The organism is Nevskia soli (genome assembly GCF_903970205.1).
Lineage (GTDB): Bacteria > Acidobacteriota > Terriglobia > Bryobacterales > Bryobacteraceae > Bog-113.
In genome coordinates, this window is the sequence record NZ_CAJCHS010000321.1 from 1 (window position 1) to 17,352 (window position 17,352).

General features: G+C 59.2%; 9 protein-coding genes. 2 read left to right on the plus strand and 7 right to left on the minus strand.

Translation table 11 applies throughout. The features are described from left to right. From H1Y01_RS13945 to H1Y01_RS13960, 4 genes are all read right to left on the minus strand, one after another. Positions 1 to 2,443: PAS domain-containing sensor histidine kinase (locus tag H1Y01_RS13945; RefSeq protein ID WP_180541120.1), on the minus strand; the 2,443-nt coding region annotated here is incomplete at its 3' end. A gap of 70 nt (positions 2,444 to 2,513) precedes the next feature. Beyond that, positions 2,514 to 5,522, minus strand: a complete 3,009-nt coding sequence (locus H1Y01_RS13950; RefSeq protein WP_180541121.1) for a PAS domain S-box protein — start codon at positions 5,520 to 5,522, stop codon at positions 2,514 to 2,516. Then, positions 5,519 to 5,986 (minus strand): response regulator, encoded by a 468-nt coding sequence (locus H1Y01_RS13955; protein ID WP_257644456.1) that lies wholly within the window; start codon positions 5,984 to 5,986, stop codon positions 5,519 to 5,521. The genes H1Y01_RS13950 and H1Y01_RS13955 overlap by 4 nt, the downstream gene beginning before the upstream one ends. A 64-nt stretch (positions 5,987 to 6,050) precedes the next feature. Beyond that, on the minus strand, positions 6,051 to 7,193 hold the full coding sequence (locus H1Y01_RS13960) for a sensor histidine kinase (protein ID WP_180541123.1): 1,143 nt from the start codon (positions 7,191 to 7,193) through the stop codon (positions 6,051 to 6,053). A 179-nt stretch (positions 7,194 to 7,372) separates the two neighbouring features. Here H1Y01_RS13960 and H1Y01_RS13965 point away from each other — a divergent pair, with 179 nt between their 5' ends. After that, complete coding sequence (locus H1Y01_RS13965; protein ID WP_219341544.1) at positions 7,373 to 8,980, plus strand: esterase/lipase family protein; 1,608 nt, start codon at positions 7,373 to 7,375, stop codon at positions 8,978 to 8,980. A gap of 134 nt (positions 8,981 to 9,114) precedes the next feature. Here the strand turns inward: H1Y01_RS13965 and H1Y01_RS13970 are convergent, their stop codons facing one another. Continuing rightward, complete coding sequence (locus H1Y01_RS13970; RefSeq protein ID WP_180541124.1) at positions 9,115 to 10,098, minus strand: sensor histidine kinase; 984 nt, start codon at positions 10,096 to 10,098, stop codon at positions 9,115 to 9,117. Between the two features lie 548 nt (positions 10,099 to 10,646). Here H1Y01_RS13970 and H1Y01_RS13975 point away from each other — a divergent pair. Beyond that, positions 10,647 to 11,528 (plus strand): lysozyme inhibitor LprI family protein, encoded by an 882-nt coding sequence (locus tag H1Y01_RS13975; protein ID WP_180541125.1) that lies wholly within the window; start codon positions 10,647 to 10,649, stop codon positions 11,526 to 11,528. Here the strand turns inward: H1Y01_RS13975 and H1Y01_RS13980 are convergent. Both H1Y01_RS13980 and H1Y01_RS13985 read right to left on the minus strand, forming a co-directional pair. Further along, positions 11,516 to 15,178 carry a PAS domain S-box protein gene (locus H1Y01_RS13980; RefSeq protein WP_180541126.1) on the minus strand — a complete coding sequence of 1,221 codons (3,663 nt, stop codon included), beginning with the start codon at positions 15,176 to 15,178 and terminating at the stop codon, positions 11,516 to 11,518. The genes H1Y01_RS13975 and H1Y01_RS13980 overlap by 13 nt on opposite strands. Positions 15,179 to 15,222: 44 nt before the next feature. Then, positions 15,223 to 17,208 (minus strand): ATP-binding response regulator, encoded by a 1,986-nt coding sequence (locus tag H1Y01_RS13985; protein ID WP_180541127.1) that lies wholly within the window; start codon positions 17,206 to 17,208, stop codon positions 15,223 to 15,225. Positions 17,209 to 17,352: the final 144 nt, after the last annotated feature.

Consider the following 17,352-nt stretch of genomic DNA (forward strand, 5'->3'; position numbering starts at 1 on the left):
CCTGATGCGTCGCCGGATCGAGTGTGAGCGCGCCGGCCGAGGCGAGAACACCGCCGTAGTCGACCGCCTGAGCGATGGCAGGCCTCCGCGGAAGAGTCACTTGAAATGCCGCGCCTTCGCCGGGTGCACTGACCGCCGTAATTTCTCCGCCGTGCCGATTCACGATCTTGCGGCAGATGGCCAGCCCGACCCCGGTGCCTTCGTACTCCGTCCGGCTATGCAGTCTTTGGAACACAGTGAATATCCGGTCGAGATACTTCTCATCGAAACCGATTCCGTTGTCTTTCACCACGAATTGACCGGCGCCTTCGGGATACTGGTGCGAGTTAATCAGTTCACCCCAAATGCGGACGACGGGCGCTTCACCCGGTTTGTGGAACTTCAAGCTGTTTCCGATCAGGTTTTGCAGTAACTGCCGCATCTGCGTGGGGTCGGCTTCGACGACGGGCAGCCGTTCCAGTTCCACAATGGCGCCGGTCCCGTTGATGCGCTCTTCCAGATCCGATAGAACTTCCCGGGCGACGCGCAAAAGGTCAACCGATTCGAACGGACGCGCTTGAGTGGCCACCCTCGAGAACGAGAGCAAGTCATTGATCAGGGCATGCATCCGGCTGGTAGCGCGGAGCATTCGATTCAGGTAATCCAGCGCGGTTGGATCCGGATTTCCGGCCACAATGATCGCCTTGAGCCGATCGCCGAAAGCCTGCACCTTGCGCAGCGGCTCCTGCAGATCGTGCGCCGCGACCGAAGCGAAATCCTGCAGCTCGCGGTTGCTTTCTTCAAGCATGCGCGAGGACTCAATGAGCTTGATGTTCGCGGCTTCCAATTCACTGGTGCGCAGGATCTCCCGTTCTTCCAGCTCGCGAGCCTGGGTCTCATGGAACTTGCGGTCCGTTATATCGATAATCGACGCCAGGATAAAGTGGCCCTGCGAGGTTTCGCACGGGTTTAGTGCGATTTCAATAGGCGCCTCGCTGCCGTCCTTGCGCCGTCCAAAAAGGTCACTCCCCGCCTCCCTCGCAGGCATCGTCGGGCTGGAGAAAAATGCTTCCAGAAAGCCGGCGAGGCGTTGGCGGAACCGGTCGGGCAGCAGGATTTCGAACGGTTGCCCGAGCATCTCGCTGCGGTTCCAACCGAACAGTCTCTCAGCCTGGGTATTCACCAGCGTGATCAGACCGTCAACCCCCACCATCACCATGGCACTCGGCGCGGCCTCCACCACTAGCTGGAAGCGCTCATCCGTTACCTTGCGCGCCGTGATGTCGTGAACGAGTTTCGCAAAGCCCACTAACTGTCCCGTATCGTCGCGCACCGCGGTAATGGAAACCTCCGCCTGGAAGCGCGACCCGTCTTTGCGGACCCGCCAGCCTTCTACCGCGTAACTCCCCAGTTGGGCTACTACCCGCAATTCCTCGGCGGGGAGATCCCGCGCGACATCCTCGGGCTGATAAAACACGGAGACATGTTGGCCCGCAATTTCGTCCTTCGAATAGCCTTTAAGTCGCTCGGCGCCTGCGTTCCAACTCACCACATAGCCTGCCGTGTCGAGCATGATCAGCGCGTAATCCACCACCGATTCGACCACCAGCCGAAAGCTTTGATCGCTCGCCCGCGCAGCGGCTTCCGCTTTCTTGCGGGCCGAAATGTCCATCGCTACCCCAAGAAATCCAAGAGCTTCCCCGCTCGCGTCGCGTAAGCTGTTGACCACCAGGTTTACGCTGAAACGGCTGCCGTCCTTGCGAACGTAGGTCCATTCCCGCTCTTCCGTCCGCCCGCGGCGCAGGTCCTCAACGAAGACTTCGGCGCCTTGCACTTGCCTGCCGGTCTCCTGGGTCAGTTCCAGTCCGCGGGCGATCACTTCGGATTCCAGATGAAACACCAACGGGCTTTTCCCAATCATTTCATCGGAGCGATAACCTAGCATGTTTTCAGCGCCCCGATTGAAAATTGTTATCCCTCCCTCGATATCTCCCGCAATGATCGAGATATTCGTCGCGCAATCGAGCACGTTCTGTAACGTCTTCCAAGCCGCTTCCGCTCGCGCCCGTTCTTCGCTTTCGCGCCGGTGTTGTTCCTGCGAAGGCAGCTTGGCAACCGTCGGTACTAACTTGAGCAGGAGCAGCGCCGTCGGTAACGAGGCAATCGCGGTGATCCCTTTAATCAGGCCCTCTAACCGGTAGACCGGATGCCAGAGCGTATAGATCGCCATCAGGTGAGTTGCGCCGCAAGCCACAATGAAAATCCCGAACAGCATGAACATCCAGCCGTACTTTATGTCGCGGCGCTTGTGCCGCAGCAGTAGCAGCGCAAACGGAATCACAAAGTAAGAAAATGCAATTACGGCGTCCGATCCGATATGTAGCGCGATGACCGCCGGATCTCGAAGACAGTACACATGCGGCATGAAGTCATCCCGGAATAGCTGCAACCAGAAGTTCAGCATAGAGCCGTATTTATCTCCGCAGGCTTTCGTTTCTGACGGGCGCGGTTGCGCGTGAAGGAGAAGCGCGCACTCATCGGGCCGGGTTCCGTTTCGGGTTGGAAGCCGACGGCTTCGTCAACAAGCCGGCCGGCGTCAAGTTCGAGGAGGAAACCCTCTCCACCGCCGGATTGAACTTGGGCATCGCGGGAAATGCGAGGACACTTTCGGAATCGGCGGCCAGAGCGGTCGGGGGGCGCCGCGGAAGAGTCACTTGAAATGCCGCTCCTTCGCCGGGCGCGCTGACCGCCGTGATTTCGCCGCCGTGCCTTTGCACGATCTTGCGGCAAATGGCCAGCCCGACTCCGGTGCCTTCGTATTCCGCCCGGGTATGCAGTCTTTGGAACACCGTAAATATCCGGTCGAGATATTTCTCGTCGAATCCGATCCCGTTGTCTTGCACCACAAACTGGCCGGCGCCTTCCGGATATTGCGGCGAGTTCATCAGTTCTCCCCAAATGCGGACCGTGGGCACTACGCCCGGTTTGTGGAACTTCAGGCTGTTTCCGATCAGATTTTGCAGTAGCTGCCGCATCTGCGTCGGGTCGGCTCTGACCACCGGCAGGCTCTCCAGATGCACCACCGCGCCCGAAGCGTTGATGGACTCTTCCAGATCCGATAGAACTTCGCGGGCGATGCGCGTGAGGTCGACCGATTCGAACGGCCGCGCTTGACTGGCCACCCTCGAGAACGAGAGCAGGTCGTTAATCAGCGCATGCATCCGGCTGGTGGCGCGGAGCATTCGATCCAGGTAATCGAGCGCGGTCGGATCCAGATTTCCGGTTGAGAAGAACGCCTTCAGCCGGTCGCCGAACGCCTGCACCTTACGCAGCGGTTCCTGCAGATCATGCGCCGCGACAGACGCAAAATCCTGCAATTCACGGTTAATTTCCTCCAACTTGCGCGAAAACTCCGTCAGGCGGAGGTTCGCGGACTCCAACTCGGTGGTACGCAGGACCACCCGGTCTTCCAGTTCTTCCCGCAGGCGAAGATTCTCGGCCTCGGCCGACTTATAGTCCTCGACGTCGGTGCAAGTGCCGAACCACTTGACAATGATTCCCTGTTCGTTCCGCAGCGCCAACGCCCGTCCCAGGTGCCAGCGGTAGACACCGTCAACCGCCCGCCGCAGCCGAAATTCGACGTTGTAGGGTTTTCCGGTCGCCAGCGACTTTTGCCAAAGCCGAGTGCTGCCTTCGATGTCATGCGGATGTATAACGCGCGCCCAATCCGACTCTTGCGACCGCTCCGGCGTCCAGCCTGTATACTCAAACCATTTTGAGTTGTAGTAATCCACGGCGCCGTCGGGGTTGGCGGTCCAAACCATCTGCGGCAGGCTCTCGGCCAGGAAACGAAACTTGGCTTCCTGGGCCGCGATTTCGTCCTGCTTCTTCATCCGTTCGGTGATGTCGATGATGGAGGCAAGAACGAATGGCCCTTCGTCGGTGGTGATCGGACTCAACCCGATCTCGATCGGCACCGGGCTGCCGTCTTTACGCTTTCCGAACAATTCCGTTCCGGCGCCCATGGTGCGAATGCCCGGGTCGCGGAAGAAATTCTCGCGATGAAGGCTATGGCTGTTATTTCCGGCCGGCAATAAAACGTCAACCGGTCGACCCAGCAACTCCTCCCGCGGGAAGCCAAAGAGTTTCTCGGTTTGTGAGTTGACTAGCGTGATCAGCCCGTCAGCCCCGACCATTAGAGTCGCGGACGGAGCGGCTTCAACCAGCTGCTGGAAGCGTTGCTCGCTTCTCTCGAGTTGAGCCATCTTTCCGAGCAGCGTGGTGTTGGCGTCGGCGAGTTCGCGGGTGCGCTCCTCGACGCGCCGCTCCAGGTCGGCATTGGATTGCCGCAACGCCAACTCACCCGTGACCCGCTCGGTCACATCCAGGAACGTGCCCTCAATCGCGGGCACTTCAACCCGCTCATCCTTGATCTTCGTCAAACGGCCGCGCTGCTCGATGTAGCGGCTGGAGCCGTCCCGGCGCTGGATCTCGAGAACGACCTCGTGGGACTCCCCGCTCTCAAGAGTGCGCTCCACGGCCTCAATCGAGAGGGATCGCGAGGCGGGCGCGTGCATGAGCAGGCTTTCTTCCCTGGTGACTTGTTTTGTTTCCGGATCCAGACCGAAGATTCGGAACGCCTCTTCCGACCAGGTCAACCTGCCCGTGCCGGGAGTGTAGTGCCAGTAACCGACGCGCGCGATCCGCTGCGCTTCCCTCAGTTTGGCTTCGCTTTGCCGCAGCGCATCGGCGGTTCTGGTCTGTTCCGTTATGTCCCAGTTGGTGCCCACCGCGCGGATGGCGCGCCCATCGGCGTCGCGCCTTATTTCCGCTAACGCATGAATGTGGTGTATCGATCCGTCGCTCCAGACCACGCGGAAGTCGGTATCGAAGGTCTTCTCGCCGGCCAGTGAAAGCTGGAGCAACTCGGCAACGCGGGGCCGGTCCTCCGGATGAACCAGCGATTCCCAGGCTTCGTAGGCGCCGCTGAATCGTTCCCGCTCCGTCCCGTAGAGACAGAACATCTGATCGTCCCAGAGCAGGATGTTATCGACAACGTTATAGTCCCAGATACCGACGGCTCCGGCCCGCGTAGCCAGAAGCAATCGGTCGGCGGACTCCTTCAGGAGCTTTTCGGTTTGCTGGTCCTTTCGTGCCGCTTCCTTTTCCCGCGCCAGGAGATCCGCTTCGCGCTGGGCGCGGAAGATCACATAGCCGAGACGCCCCAGGTTGCTCTTAACAACGTAGTCGCTGGCGCCCATCTTCAGCGTTTCGACGGCGATATCCTCTCCAAGGACTCCGGAAACGAAGATGAAGGGCACCTCGGGGCACTTTTTCACGGCGAATCGGAGCGCCGAAATGCCGTTAAACGAGGGGAGCGCGTAGTCCGATAGAATCAGGTCCCAACCGGGCTGTTCCAGCAGCGCCTGATACTCCGCGCTGGTCTGCGTGCGCGTAATGTCGCAGGAGAGACCGGCTTCGGCAAGGCACGCCGCGATGATTTCCGCGTCGTAGGAGTTGTCTTCCACGTGAAGTATTTTCAAAGCGCGCGCTCCTCCACGGAAATAGCGGCTGGAGTAAAGGCCGGTAGGTCCATATTTGGTTGCAGAGCGTTCAACACCGCCCAGAATTTGCCGGCGGTCTTAATTGCGTCCGCGAATTCATGGAAGCCGACCGGCTTGACAATATAAGCCGTGGCCCCCAGCCTGCGCGCCTCCGCCAGGTCCGGTTCTTCGCGCGAAGACGAGAGGACGATGACGGGTATGGATGAGAGCTCCGGGTGCTCCCGCATGTGTCGAAGCACTTCCAGTCCATTGATTTTCGGCATTTTGATGTCGAGCAGGAAAAGCACCGGGTGGGGTCCCCGGTAATCCGCAAAGCGTCCGCGCCGGAGCAGGAAATTCAGCGCCTCCAGACCATCGCGAACCACGACCACGCGGTTAGCAAGATTATATTCAGCGAGCGCTTCCAGTGCGAGGTCCGTGTCATTAACGCTGTCGTCGGCCATTAATATCACCGAAGGATGAGGCATGTATCGTCTCCTAAAAACGCCGGGTCCTGGGGCGGCGGTTTTAAGCCGCGGGCAGCGTGACGTAAAAAGTGGCGCCGTTTTCCGGAGAACTTTCGGCCCACACCGTTCCGCCGTGGTGTTCCACGATCCGCTTGACTGTCGCCAGTCCGATGCCCGTTCCCTCGTACTCTTCCGAGTGCAGACGCTGAAACACCTGGAACAATTTGTGCGCGTACTCCATCTCAAAGCCGACGCCGTTGTCGCGCACGAAGAGGGTCACTGTATCCGGCGGCCCGGGCACCGATCCCACTTCGATCCTGGCTTCCGGCCGACGGCTGCTGTACTTCACGGCGTTGGAAAGTAGATTCACCAGCGCGACGCGCATCATCGCGCGATCCCCGCGGATTGGAGGCAAATCGCCAAGAGTCCAAACCACAACTCTCCCCTCGGTTTCCGGCGATAAATCGGCGCACGTCTGCTCCACCAGAGCGCGGACGTTCACGACACTTTGGGATACCTCAGTCCTCGACAACCGGGAAAACGTCAGAAGATCGTCGATCAGGCGGCCCATGCGCTTTGATGCGACCATGATCTTCTCCAGATAGCCCTGGCTTTTTTCGTCGAGTGGAGTACGATTCTGTTTCAACAGAAGCTCGGCGAACCCGTCCAGATGGCGAAGCGGCGCCCGCAAGTCGTGCGAGACGGAGTAGGAAAAGGCCTCCGCTTCGGACTTCAGACGTTGCAGTTCCTCCGATCGCCGGATCAGTTCCGCCTGGCTGGCCGTTTCCGCAAGCTTCCGTTCCGTGATATCGCGCGTAATCTTGGAAAATCCAAGGAGGTTCCCCGCCGCATCGGTAACGGGAGTAATTACGACCGACGCCCAGAAGCCGGAGCCGTCACGCCGAACTCGCCAGCCTTCCTCTTCGTAATTACCGTTTTCTCGCGCGATCTGCAAAGCTTTTGCCGGTTTGCCGGATTCGATGTCTTCGTCTCGATACAAGCAGGAAAAGTGCTTGCCGATGATCTGGTCCGCCGAATAACCCTTGATCCGCTCGGCTCCGGCGTTCCAAGTCAAGATGAAGCCTGACGGATCGAGCGTGAAAATGGCGTACTCGAGAGCTCCGTTCACCAAGGCCCGAAACAACTCTGCGTCAGGCTGCGCAACACGAGTGTCCGGGGTAGGTTCAACCAGTGTTTGGGACATTTGGTAAACGGGTGTGTCTGTTACCGGCGTATATCTCAGCGAATTCCGGCAGACCGTGTGGCGCACGGACTGGTCTGTCCCGTGTCGGGACTTCTCTCAACTTCCGGTTGCTATAGGCGCTCGATGTATGTATGCTCAGTGGTCGATGAGTGTTCACTCATCTAACGGGAGAGTGGCCGATGAGTCAGTTTCTTGATGACGTGGAAAAGCTGTTCGGCCACCCCAAAGCCGGCGCCCCGGCCGGCACCGGCTCCGAGAGCCCGGCTCCCCCGGTCGCCGACGCGTCCGCCGCGGTTCCATCCGACCGGTCGGAGACTCCGAATCGCACGCTGCTGATCCACGGATACTCGGCGTCCGGCAAAGAATTTCAGAACTGGAAGACCGCGCTCGTCCAGGCCCAGATCGATATCGCAACCATCGAGATCGGGAACTATGTCTCCTTGAATAACGAAATCACGATCAAGGATCTCGGCGAAGCATTCGACCGCGCGCTGCGCCTGACCAAGTGGAGCGCGGGATCGAAGGACGACCGCTGGACCTTCGACGCGATTGTCCATTCGACCGGAATGCTGGTGCTCCGCCAGTGGCTGATCAGCGATCCTTTCGGGCCGGGCGACGACCGGAGCCGCGTCCGGCGGCTCAAGCATCTGATTGGACTGGCGCCGGCGACCTTCGGATCGCCGCAGGGAAAGGAAGGCCGAAGCTGGCTGGGGGCGCTGGTCAAGGGGAACCGCACGATCGGGCCGGACTTTATGAATGCGGGCGACTTGGTGCTGCAGGGCCTGGAACTCGGAAGTGAGTACACGTGGGACCTCGCCATGGCGGACATGCTCGGCGCCCAGCCCCTCTACGGCAAGGGACCCGACACGCCCTATATTGCGGTGTTTATCGGAAATGTGGGGTACAGCGGAGTGGCCGCGGTGGCCAACTCACCGGGCAGCGACGGCACCGTGCGCTGGGCCGGATGCGCCCTCAATACGCGCATGGTGCAGCTGGACTTTCGACGGGAACCGAAGTTGCTGGACGCCAACAAAGCTCCTACCCGAGTCAACATATCGGACTGGGTAACAGGGCGGCTCGAATGTCCCGTAATCGCGGTCGACGGAAAGAACCACGGAACCATCCTGTCGGAACCCGATCCCGACGCGGTAGTCCGAGTCAGTGACTTTCTACGGAACGTGAAGACCCAGGACACTTATCAGACGTGGCTGACAGCCGCATTGGCGCATGCCGAACCCGCGTTGCAGAAGATGGACGCAGCTAGCCGCAAGGACGAGCGCGGTAACATCGACGGGCAGGGCGGCGCGGGCTGGCAGCAGTTTGTGATGCACGTAAAGGACGACCATGACGATGGCGTTCCGGATTACAACGTGCAGTTATTTGTCGGCGACGATCTGGCCCAATCCGACGACCCTCAATTCCAGGGCGTGCCCATAACTGTCGATACTTATAGCGCCGATAGCAGCTACCGTTGCTTCTACGTGCGGCTTTCGGATGACATGCTGAATGTAGGGACGGCGGGACACCCGAGGAAGGTCTGGATGGAGTTGATTGCTTCGAGTGGAACTTCCTACATCGAGTATGAGGCCTATACGTCGGATGCCGTTCCGACGAGGTTGACCCCGATGCTGGATGCAACTAAGCCGGTGAAGCTGGACCTGACGAATCTGGGCAGCGATGCGAAGTTGTTCTTTCCGTACACGACTACGCTGATTGAGATCGTGTTGGAACGCGAGCCTACCCCGCTTGCCGATGTTAGTTTGTTGTTCCAGTTCCTGCAGAGTTAAAAAATGGGGTTATTCCGGGTTTATCGGCTCGCCTGCCCGCCGGCCAGTAGATTCAGTACATGCCGAACTAGTTAGACTCGGGACGTTACCAAGCCGCTATCGCTCGCGATTCTATTCGATGCAACATCTATCTTTCAGAAAGGCGTAGCCATACTTGACGGATCATTGGGCTCAGCTGCGGGTATGGAGTGCCATGGAAGCGTCAGCTCGAACTTAGTGCCTTGGCTTCGATCCAGCTTCAGCTCGCCATTCATCTGATTGGTGAGAGTCCGGATTATCCGCAGTCCCAATGAGGGCGAATTCGTCCAATCGAAGCTTTCCGGGATTCCCGGCCCGTTATCCTGGCACGAAAGCGAGATCGATCCTGATTCGAGCCGGGCAAACTTTATGTGGATCTCTCCGCCCCGGCCGTGCGGGTAGGAATACTTCAAAGCGTTCGAAACCAATTCGTTTACGATCAAGCCGCAATAGATCACCCGATGCATCGGTAACTCGATGTCTTCGGCAGCGACCTTGATTCTTATCAGATTGTTTTCCAACGCGTACGCCGCGTGCAACTGACGGACAAGCTTTTCAAGGTATTCCCGGAAATTGAGCCTATCCATATCTTCCCGGCCATACAAGCTTTCATGAATCAGCGCCATCGACATTACCCGCTGCTGGCTATCGGCGAATGCCTTAATCGCTCGTTCATCGGTCAGCGTGGCAGCCTGCATTTGCAGAAGCGCCGCGATCACAGCCAAATTGTTCTTGACCCTGTGATGCAGCTCCCTCATTAGAACCGTTTTTCCCGCGAGCGCCTTGTTGAGCTGGGAAATCAGGCTGTTCTTTATATCTTCGTCAGCTTGTTGGCGCTCCTCGGACGCTCTTATTTCAAGAGTGCTGTCGATGAGCTTCCCGTCTGAAATCTCCAGTCGGAGGATGCTCTGGGAAAGCTCTTTTTCGGAAGCTTGCAGTTTCCGGGTCAGGTCGGCGATGCGATTGTCGGAAGCTTCCAGCGTAAGGGTAAGCTTTAAGAGTTTTCCTTCGGAAGCTTGCAGTTGCAGCGTGCGGGCGGCTAGGTTAATTTTGAAAGCTTCCAGTTCGCGCTCTTTTACTTCGAGTTCAACATTCAACATGGCTATGGCCTTCTTTCCAAATCACGCAAATCCAAAGCAGGTTTCTGTGCCCTGGAAGGAAAGACCCCATTCAGCGCGAGCAGGCGCTTTATCCCCTACCAGACTTAAATCCAATCCGTTCGACGGAAAGACACGGTTTTGTATGTCTTTTCCGCCTCGGCCCGCGCCGCGGCCGGTTTCTGATGTATATTCGCCTTCGCACCTCGGCATTTCATATCGCGAGACGCCGAGAATCTTGCGCATTGTCTCTAGTGAGACTTCATATTTCCATTAGATCACTTTACATAGAACGGTCTACCAAACCAGCTGAGCGCAATTCCCGCGCAAAGAAACTCCGTAGGTCCACTCGGGAACCGCGATTCGTAACCCAAAGCGGGCCGGAACGCGGGCCTGCGCCCCTTGCCGCGGTTAGTTCGTTGTTCCACTTTCTGACCATATGACGACGGAATCCTAGGTGCCTATCGAGACTCTTCTTGACGCCCCCCTCGCCGGCGCGGGGTTGCCGGCGGGCGTTTCGGCGGTACAATGCAGGGGAACCGGTGTTGTTCATGCTCTTCCTCTGCAATCTGCTTGCCTTACTATTCGATACAACATCGATCTTCCAAAAACCCCTTCCCGCCGATCAGCTTACATTTCTGGCGCAGTTCGCGGGTAAGCCGGCGCATGAGGCGGTGCGGGACAAACAGTTCAGGAAACTGATGCACGCCGCGTTGCCCAGTTGCACCTTCCATTACGGCTGGGACATGCCGCTCGATGAGGCGCTCGACATTGTGCTCAAAGGTTCCGATATACCGGTTAGAATCCGCGACGGACGCTATGTGACCGTATCGAGCCGCGGAGGACAGTATCTTGCGGGACGCGGATTCCTCTGGTTAGACATACGGGAAGGCATCGCGCTCGGTGCATTCTACTTTCATCCGACCAATGGCGAACCTACTCCGTCGGTGACCGTCTTTTCCAAACAGGTTCGGGAAGAGACGCTCGGCCTGACTGAGCTTCCAGCGGCGTTTGCCGAAGACCTGAGCCGGTGGTCCCAAGTAGCCGGGGTTCCACCCGTCACGACGCGCTACTTTATCACCGGGGCTAATAAGAAGATCCTGCTGGAACACGATGAAGACTATTGCGGCCCCGCGGATAAGGCATCGGGATCTCCCGGAAACCGGTGCCTGCAGATGGATGCCGACGCCGCCGATATCGATCTGAACGCCGCCTATTACCTGGACCTGACGCACCATGCGACCAATGGGACGGCGTGGATGATCGACGGGCAGGACCAGGCGGCATGGATGGTGTTCCGGGATAACACGTGCGGCGCCGGGCCCGACCCGCTCGGCTGCCGAATCCGCATGACGAGAGAGCGGACTCACGGCATCATCAAGCGCAGTCCCGCAATGCATTCGCCAGCATGGGTGCATGGTCAAGCCTCTTGACCGGCTACCATAACTCGGTAACCGGCCAAGTCCGCCTGTGCCGGATTGAATCGCAGTTCGAACGTAGTACCGCCGGACCCGGAATGCATGGTCAACTCGCCATTGATCTGCTTAGACAGTATTCTGACGATACGCAGGCCGAGCGATTTGGCCGTTTCCCAATGGAATGTCTCGGGCATGCCGACACCGTCGTCGCTACAAGATAGCGAGAGAGCGCCCGAGCTCAGCCGGACGAAGCGCACCACGATCGATCCGGAGCGGCCCTCGGGGAAGGCGTGCTTGAGAGTATTCGAGAGTAACTCGTTGAGGATAAGACCGCACGGGATCGCCTGGTCCACGGGTAAGTCAATGTCCTCCGCTTCGATACTGACGTCGACTAAAGTCGAAACCGAGTAAGAGTCACAAAGCTCCCCCGTCAGCTGTTCCAGATACTTCCGGAAAGCCACGCGATCCAGGTTCTTGGTGGCATACAGGAATTCATGGATGCGCGCCATGGACAGGACTCTATGCTGGCTGGCCACCAGCGCGACCTTGGCGCGGCCATCCTCGATCGCCGACGATTGCATCCCCAGAAGCGCCGCGACGATGGCCAGATTATTCTTGACCCGATGATGTACTTCCTGAATCAGAACGGTCTTTTCCGTCAGGGCATCTTCGAGCCGTGCAATCAGATCTTCGCGCTCCCGTTCGGCTTTTTTGCGCGCCGTGATGTCGGAAACGAAGGCGATCGATAAGCCATCGTGTTGTTCGCCGACGAAACTCAGGCTCACTTCCACCGGAAATTCGGCGCCGTCGTTGCGCAGCGCGATCAGGTCCATTCCGTTACGCGCGGGACGCCCATGGAGATGCGCCTCCGGATGCCCATGGCGATACTGGCTGCGGCTCTGGTAACCCGCATACCGTCGGCGGAGACCCGGCGGCAGAAGCAGTTCGACCGGCATGCCGATCAGTTCGGACCGCGTGTAACCGAACAGGCGCGCCACCATCGCGTTGGCGTCTATGATCCGCCCTCCGACGTCCGTGGTCAGAATGCCCTGACCCGCGTTTTCGAATAACGAACGCGCGCGCGCTTCGCTGGCCCGCAACGCCTCTCCGGTGCGTTTCAGATGCGCATTGGCGGTCTCAAGCTGCTGGCTTCGTGAGCGCAGCACCTCTTCATTGTGGAGCTGCTCGCTGACGTCGGTGTTCGTGCCGAACCACCGGACCACTTTGCCGGCCGCGTTCGTTACCGGTGTCCCGCGCGTGAGGAACGGACGGAACACGCCATCGGCGCCGCGCAGCCGCAACACCATCTCGAACGGAGTTCCGGACGCAAGCGAGCCCGTCCAGCGCTCGACCACCTCCTGAAGCAGTGCCGGATCCATCACCGACTCCCAGCCCCAGCCCTCCAACTGTTCGCTGGTGCACCCGGTGTAATCGAACCAGCGCTGGTTGAACCAGAAGGCCCAGCCATCGGCGTTGGCCATCCAGGAGAGGTTCGGAATGGTGTTGGCGAGCGTACGGAACTGGGATTCACTCTCGCGCAGCGCGGCATCCACCTGCTTGCGCTTGGTGATGTCCGAGACAAAAGCAATGGAGAGCCCTTCCTGAGGCTCCGCCAGGTAGCTGAGGCAGATTTCCACCGGGAATTCGCTGCCGTCCCGCCGGTATCCGACTAACTCAATCGACCGCCCGCTATTGCTCGCGTCGCGCCGCAACCAGTAGTTCGCGCGGCGTCCGGTTAGCGCACTGCACGGCATTAGCATCTCCGTCGGCTCGCCGATCAACTCGGAAGCGGTATAGCCGAACATGTGCTGCACCACCCCGTTGGCGTCCACGATACGGCCCGCGGCGTCGGCGATTAAGATGCCTTGTCCGGTGTTCTCGAACAACGACCGGGCGCGAGCTTCACTGGCACGCAGCGCTTCGCCGGTTCGCTTGATTTCCGTCAGGTCATGGACAATTTTGACGTGCGAGATAGGGTGTCCCGCGTCGTCACGGAGGATGGTGATGTCGACGAGGACTGGAAAAGACGTGCCGTCTTTTTTTACGTGGACGGTCTCAAACAAAACATGACCCTGTTGAGATTCCTCGGCGGCCCGCAATACAGCCTGCCGGTGCGCCAGTTCGCTTTCGGGGTAGACGAAGGCGGTGTCCCGGCTGACCACTTCGTCCTCCGTATACCCCATGCTTTGTGAGTAAGCCGGATTTGCGGCGTCGATCTTTCCAGTTACTACGTTAGCGATTGCGATTCCGGACTGAGAATCTTCAAACGCGCGCTGCCATTGACGGGCGATGGCTTCATCTCGTTTGCGCTGCGTGATGTCCCGAGTAATGACGACAAAGAACTGTCCTTCCGGACTGAATACCGATAAGTGGAGCCACTTATTATGCTCTTTGCTATGGTGATCCAAATTTTCGGCAACGCCTGTGCGGGAAACGCGGCCGTACACCTCAAGCAAGACCGGGTCGACCCGCGGAGTTAAATCCGACATCCGGCGGCCGACAACATCCGAGGCGCCGGTGAGGGAAGAGAAACCGGAGTTCACCGCCAGGTAGATGAAGTCCGCGGGTTTGTCGCCTTCCCAAATCATTTGACAGTAGGCGATCGCGTCAGGCATGTTCTCGAAGAGGACTCGATATTGAAGCTCGTGTCGGCGGGCGCTGGCTTCGGCCAGTTTGCGGCGGGTGATGTCCTCGGCGTAAATGACGACGCCGCCGGTGGTTTCTCCGCTGTTGCCCCACGGAGCGACGCGCCAGTTGACCCAGTGTTCCAGGCCGTCGGGGGCGACGAAGCATTCTTCGCGTCCGGAAACGGTCTCCCCGGCGAGCGCCCGGCGATGATTCTCGATCCAGCGTTGCGGCAAGTTGGGATACGTTTCGTAATGGCTTTTGCCGAGTACCGCTTCGCGGGTCAAACCGGCGTCATCGAGCCAGCACTGGCTCACCTGAATTTGCCGGAGTTGCCGGTCGAGCATCATGATCCCCATGGGCGCTTCTTCGACTAACCGTTGCAGAATTCGAAGCTCCTCCATGCTCCGGCTCGCGCGTTCGGTTTCAACCTCGATCCGGCGGTGCTGCCGGGCAGCCACAAGGAAGAAGGTAAGCGCCAGCAAAAAGCCGCCCGTGACGACCAGGACCGTATTCGAGGAGTTCTGACTGCGACTCCGGATGCGACTTATCAGGAGTGCGTTTTCCTCCCCTTCGAACTGCGCGAGAAGAACGCGAATGGCCTGCATGGATGTCCGGCCGGCGGGATGGTTCAGGCGATAATCGAGAGCGAATTCCCGGCCGTGCTCCCGAAATACCTGGATCCCGTCGTCAAGTAGCGTCAGCCTGGCCTTCGACAACGCATCCAGTTGATCCAGGCGCTCTTGCTGAAGCGGTTCGCCGGTGCTGAGATCCCGCAGTCGGCGGATATGACCCGGCGGCCTGGCCAGGGCTTCGCGATAAGGCTGTAAGTAGCTCTCCGAACCGGTTATGAGAAAGCCGCGCTGGCTGTTCTCGGCGTCCACGATGTCGGCGAGGACCTCTCTTGATACCTGAATAACTAGATAGGTGTGATCGACCCAGCCGGGGACTTGACTTTGCTCGCGCAGGTTCCAGCCGGCGAACAGGCAGGTCGCGGCCAGCACCGCGAAACCGCAGACGGTAAAACGATTAAAAGGCACGGTCGCACTGCTCTCCAGGCGTGCATTTTCGAATAACGGATAAGCTAAGACGCCTTGAAGACCTGGGACTTCTCGCGCCCGAGCAACAGGCTGCTTACCTTTTGCAATAACTCTGTCTTGCCGAACGGTTTGGGAAGAAAGCGTGCGCCCTGGGGCAGATTGGCCACGCTATCCACTAACTCCTGCGCGTATCCGGAGATGAAGATGATTTTGATTTCCGGCCGTCCGATGGATAAGTTGCGGGCCACCTCGAAACCATTGAGTCCGGGCATCATGACATCCGTAACGACCACGTCGATCTGTCCGGAATAATCGTTGGCGATGCGAACCGCTTCTTCCCCATCGGAGGCTTCGACAACCGTATATCCAGCGCCCAGCAGATACTCGCGCAGCAGGCCGCGCACATTATCCTGGTCCTCGACCAGCAAGACCGTGACGGCATCGGAAACTCCGCTGGTGGTCGCAGCGGGTAACGCCGGACGGACCGCCGCGGCGGCGATGCGCGGGAAGTACATGGTGAAGGTAGCGCCGTTGCCCGGCGTGCTGTCCACATTGATGGTTCCCCCGTGATCGGTGACGATGGTGTGGACGATGGAAAGACCCAGCCCGGTGCCGCCGCCGGGCTGTTTGGTGGTGAAGAACGGTTCGAATAAGTGTTCCGCCGTTTCGGCGCTCATGCCGGCGCCGGTATCGGTCACGCTCAGCGCGATGAATTGTTCGGCTTCCGCCTCGGCGGCATCCAGGCGCGGTACATCGACATTCGACGTCTCGATGGTGATCCTGCCGCTGCCTCCCATGGCGTCGCGGGCATTGGAAACCAGATTCATCAGCACCTGCTTCAACTGGCCCGGATCGGCCTGCATGACGCCCAGATCGCGGTCGAGCTTGAAACGCCACGTGACGGAAGGGCCTCCCACGCGGCGGAAGAGCTCCTCGGTGTCCCGGATTACCGCGTTCAGATCGACATCCTGCTGCTCGACCGACTGCTTGCGGCTGAACTTCAACAACTGCTGAGTCAGGCTGGCCGCGCTCCTGCCGGCTTTCTGGATCTCGCGCAGGGCGTGCAGCCCGTGATCGTCCGGCCCAGCGCTGATCAATTCATCGGAATAGCCGAGAATAACGAACAGCAAGTTGTTAAAATCGTGCGCGATCCCGGCGGCTAAACGGCCGACCGCATGCATTTTGTCCATGTGGCGGATCTCGTTATCGCGAGCCTTGCGGGACGTTGCATCCCGGAAGGTAACGACGGCGCCGACCACTCTGCCCTCGTCCACGCTGGGGGCCAGGGCGCCTTCAATGGGAAACGTTCGGCCGTTGCGCTTGCTGGCGACCAGGTCGCGGGGGAGTTCGCTCGGGGGCTGCGGCTTGTAAGGCGGCGTGAGCAGTTCATCCACATCCGCGTCGGTGACGGCGTCCCTAAGTCGGAGGACGGTAGCGATATCGACGTCGCGGCACTGTTCATTGGTCCATCCGGTAAGCGCCTCGGCCGGCCCGTTGAGAAATTGAACCTTCCGGTCGGAATCGATCACGGCCATGGCGTCGGCCATGGTGCTAAGTACGGTAGCCATCCATGACCGCTGGTTCCGCATGGCGCGGTCGGCCCGGTGCTTATGGATCGCCATCTCAATCGTGATGGAGAGGTTCATGGGATACACGGGCTTGGTCAGGTAACCGAAGGCGCCCGTGGTCTTCGCGCGGTCGACCGTCTGGTGATCGGTGTGGGCAGTTAAGTAGACAACGGGTATGTCGAAGTGCTCGCGCAGCTTCGCGGTCGTGGCGATGCCATCCATGGACCCCTTGATGCGGACATCCATCAGGATCAGGTCCGGCATCAACTGCGGAACCAGTTCCAGAGCGCCTTCCGAGGACTCGGCGATACCAACCACCCGGTAGCCGTCGGACGACAGAAGGTCCGCGAGATTATCGGCTACGAGACCTTCGTCTTCAACAATAAGGATTTTAACGGGCGTCGCCGGGATCTGAGGCGGAGAAAATGTCATTTCACCGGCTCGAGAGATGTTAGCGGACACTGATGGATTGTTCACATTTACCCTATCACACTTTTTTTGTCGGACCGGGAAAGCGAGGGGGCCCGGGCCATGTCCATAACGCGCGCCGACCGCATGCGGATCTGACCGGATTGCCGAATCTTGCGAGAGTGCTTGCGGTCATAC